The sequence below is a fragment of the Flavobacteriales bacterium genome (assembly GCA_013214975.1).
GTDB lineage: Bacteria > Bacteroidota > Bacteroidia > DT-38 > DT-38 > DT-38.
This window is the reverse complement of sequence record JABSPR010000356.1, coordinates 1-3,231: the sequence shown is the minus strand read 5'-3', so window position 1 is coordinate 3,231 and position 3,231 is coordinate 1. Positions and strand designations below refer to the sequence as shown.

General features: G+C 39.7%; 2 protein-coding genes. Both read right to left on the bottom strand.

What is annotated here, in order from left to right:
• On the bottom strand, nucleotides 1-269 hold a 269-nt coding region (locus HRT72_11510; protein NQY68331.1), incomplete at its 3' end, for a hypothetical protein.
• Between the two features lie 132 nt (nucleotides 270-401).
• Nucleotides 402-3,231 (bottom strand): glycosyl hydrolase (locus HRT72_11505; GenBank protein ID NQY68330.1); only part of this gene is annotated, 2,830 nt, incomplete at its 5' end.

Below are 3,231 nucleotides of genomic sequence, written 5' to 3'. Positions count from 1 at the left end.
TCAATTTTTCTTTTCTTCTTATTCGAAACTGTAGTCTTTTTATTAGAAAGTCTTTGAATTTTAGTTTCTAGGATATCATACCGCTTTATTTTATTGAAATTCATTGGATTTCGCTGTACAATAGTTCCTCCACCGGTTATTGTCGCTTGCCTAATATTAATGTCGGCAAGAATTTGATTGAAGGCTGCTACGTCGGCATTAGTTGAATTTTGTGCGTTCAACGCCATTGGAAATACTAATAGAAGATGAACGAATAGAAGTCTGAGCATAAGTAATTAGTTTTCGTAAATGTAAGTACAATTTGATATCCAATCAATGGTACATGTTCGCGATTTTTTGAGTGAAATCACCTAGTTTTATTCCACTATTTCATAGCTTTTTATTATCTACGGTTACATTCGTTAATTGTCTTTTCCAACTTGAATAGCATTCACCTTTTGACTTCGAATCAACTCATTGTATTTCGTCAATTCTTCATCGCGAATACTGTACCATTTTTCCAGTTCAACATCAATTTCTTTAGCGATAGACACCTTAACTGCTATCATTTGATCTGTTGGACGGTAAATACCCATACTTGCCAATGAAGCCACATGTGCCAGCTTATTGTTGAGTTTAATAGGGTAGTTCAACATGTCTTGATTGCTTTGAAGTTTGGTTTGATAGAGGGCTTTTTCTATATCCGTCATCAATGAATCCAAACGTTCTCCTTCTTTGATCACATCAGCAAACTTGTCTTTGTCGATACGGCCATTCAAACCTTTAATTTGAGATTTGATGTCCCGCATATTTCGAATTGCGTCATGGGTTTCATCCAGCTTATTTCGAATGCCCAGTAAAAATTCAAATTGTGCTTGTCGGTCTTCAGGTGTTCCTTCACTTCGGGGGTCTAATAGAATTTCGAATTGCGTTTTTACCGTTTCATCTTCAATTTTAAGTTCTACCGTATACTGTCCAGGAGGAGCTGCTGGTCCATTTAGCGTTCCCCACCACATCAATAAACCATCAAATTTATCCGCTTTAGGATAGCGCATGTCCCAAACAAATGAGTTCGTTCCAGTTTCAAATTCTAGTTTGTTGGATTTGTCTTTAGCGTCAGAACTAAAGGATGTAATTTCTTCTCCTTGAGCATCTAAAATTCGAAGCGTAGTTGCTTTCTTTGCATCTGGAATATTTACAAACAAACGAACTCCTCTCGGGTGATTGGTTCCTTTTGTCAATGATGTATGGTCGTTACCACCATATCCAACGGTTGGGTGCGATGCATAAATTCGTGCTTCATCTTTATTTGTCGATTGCTTTAACTCATCCCAAATCACGTTTAGGTCATCTAGAATCCAAAAACTTCGACCTTGAGTCGCGACGATCATATCGTTGTCTTTCAAAGCAATATCCGTGATTGGAACAATCGGCAAGTTCAATTGAAATGGTTGCCAATTTGCGCCATCATCACTACTCAAATATATTCCTTGTTCGGTGCCGCAATACAACAATCCTTTAACTTTTAGATCAGATTTAATTACCCTTGTGAAATGTTCGGAAGCAATTCCATTCGTGATTAACTTCCACGTTTTACCATAATCAGTAGTGTGATACAAATACGGTGTATAGTCGCCAGTTTTGTATTTCGTAGCTGCAACATACAATCCGCCTTTGTTCCATGGATCAGCTTCAATACTATTGATCAAGGCCCATTCTGGTAGTTTTTTCGGGGTCACATTTTCCCAATTCGCACCACCATCTTTTGAAATGTGAATCAAGCCATCATCAGATCCACACCAAAGAAGGTCTTTCTCATAAGGCGATTCTATTGCGGCAAAAATCGTAGCGTAATACTCAACGCCTGTGTTGTCTTTCGTAATTGGTCCACCAGATGGAATCAATTTAGATGCGTCATTTCGACTTAAGTCAGGTGAGATAATTTTCCAAGTTTCACCGCCATTTGTAGAAACATGTAGATGCTGTGAGCAGGTATATAATTTGTTCGGATCGTGCGGCGAAAAGAAGACAGGGAAGTTCCATTGGAATCTGTATTTCATTCCTTCAGCACCATATCCAATTGGATTATCCGGCCAAACGTTAATCGCCCTATTTTGTTCAGTATGGTGATTGTATCGTGTTAAATAACCACCATAACTTCCTCCATAAACGATGTCGTTGTCGTTTGGATCTGGAGCCAAGTGAGCACTTTCACCACCAGCTGTGGATTCCCAATGCTGTTCAGAAATACTTCCCCATTGTGCTCTAGATTGAATTCGAATCGCTGAATTGTCTTGCTGCGCACCGTAAATTCGATAGGGAAAATGGTTATCCGTTGTAACCCGATAGAATTGCGAAGTCGGTTGATTCATGTACGTCGACCAATTTTCGCCGCCGTCATAACTAATTTGTGCACCTCCGTCATCAGCAATAATCATTCGCATATTGTCTTCTGGAGCAATCCATAAATCGTGATGATCCCCATGCGGAGCACCTCTTGACTTGAAGCTTTTACCACCATCAGTAGAAGTATGATAAGCAACATTAACGACCATCACCTTATCTGAATCTTTACTATCGGCATAAATTCTTGAATAGTACCAAGCTCGTTGACGCAAGCTCCGATCGCTATTGGTCAGTTCCCACGTTTTTCCAGCATCATCAGACCTGTAAACACCGCCTTTTTCATTTTCAATAATTGTCCAAATCCTATCTGGATTAACAGGAGAAACGGTAACTCCAATAATTCCCAATGTTCCTTCAGGCAGACCTTTGTTCTTTGAAATATTCGTCCAATTATCTCCACCGTCTTCAGATTTCCATAAAGCGGATCCATCACCACCCGATGAAAAATCAAATGGAGTACGACGGACACGCCACGTACTGGCATAAATAACATCTGGATTTAAAGGATCAAGAATTAAATCAACTGCTCCGGCATCTTCATTACTGAATAAAACACGGTTCCATGATTTACCACCATCCGTTGTCTTATAAACACCACGTTGCTCACTGGATTTATACAAATCACCAAGAACAGCAACATAAGCAATATCTGGGTTTTTAGGGTGAATACGCACTCTAGGAATATGACGCGATTCTGGCAAGCCTATTGATGTCCAAGACCGGCCTCCGTCTATCGATTTATACATTCCAGTTCCCGAAGAAACGTTTCCTCGAACGGTAACTTCGCCTGTTCCGACATAGATAATATTGTTGTGCGATTCGGAAACTGCAATTGCGCCAATTGAT